We start from the raw sequence: 1,032 nt of genomic DNA on the forward strand, positions 1-1,032 counted from the left end.
CCACCGGAGGTGAGCTGATCTGGATCACCGGTGAGTACCGCGGCCGTCGCTACCTGCCCGCGGACGCCACCCACCTGAGCGTCACCACCGACTACAGCCGCAACGACCACCGTTGGTCGATCCGGGTTGCGCCGCTGTCGGCCGCGACCGCTCTCACTCCCGAACACCGTGGCCACGGTGACAGGTGGTTCCCGGCGGTCAGGTACCGCGAGGGTGCCTGCGGCGGCAGTAACCGGCGGCGGGCCGCCCGGATGCCGCTGTCTGGCCGTGGAGTGCCTAGTCGAGGATGCCGAGGGCGGTGTCGGGGCGGCAGTGGATGCACGCGGGTACCTGTCGGCGCAGGGCGTCGACTGCCTGCCAACCCGCTCGAGGTCGCACACCGTCTACCTGGGCCACGCCCAACTCGGCCACCCGGTGCCCTCGATGCTGCCCCCGGAGGCGGGCGGGGAGTTCCGCGCATATCTCAGCGGGGCACTCGAGGTGCTGACGACCAGCTGCGGGGGCATGACGGACACGGCACCTCTGGAGGCTCGGCCATCGCGAGATCGTGGCCGCGATTCTGGTCCAGAGCCCCCGCTGAGGTTGATCCCCGGGAGTGGACACCGGGTTTCATGCGACGAGTGACAGCGTAGGTGACGTGATCAGTTGCTGTTCGAACTCGGCTGGTGTGAGGTAGCCGAGCGCGGAGTGCTGACGGCGCCGGTTGTAGTACGACAGCCAGCGGAACAGCTCCAGCCGGGTCTGTGCCTTCGAGGTCCAGCGGCGGCCATGGAGCAATTCGCGCTTGAGGCCCTGGAAGAACGACTCGGCGAGCGCATTGTCATAGCTTGAGCCGACCCGGCCCATGCTGCGGCGGATGCCGTGCCGGCGGCAGACCTCGGCGAAGGCGGCCGCGCTGTATTGGGCGCCCCTGTCGGTGTGAAAACGACGCCGTGGACCCGGCCGCCGCGGGTGGCCACAGCCATTTCGATCGCGTCGGTGACCAGGGAGGTGCGCATGTGGTCGGCGATCGACCAGCCCACCACCTTTCTC

1 protein-coding gene and 1 pseudogene are annotated in these 1,032 nt (G+C 69.1%); both read right to left on the reverse strand.

Translation table 11 applies throughout. From position 1 onward, the window contains the following. Positions 1 to 276 precede the first annotated feature (276 nt). Positions 277 to 603, reverse strand: a complete 327-nt coding sequence (locus ABZ915_RS48795) for a DUF6233 domain-containing protein (RefSeq protein WP_361817961.1) — start codon at positions 601 to 603, stop codon at positions 277 to 279. Between the two features lie 6 nt (positions 604 to 609). Next, positions 610 to 1,032 (reverse strand): annotated as a pseudogene (locus ABZ915_RS48800) (IS3 family transposase); the annotation flags it as partial.

The sequence above is a fragment of the Streptomyces sp. NPDC046915 genome (genome assembly GCF_040644935.1).
GTDB lineage: Bacteria > Actinomycetota > Actinomycetes > Streptomycetales > Streptomycetaceae > Streptomyces.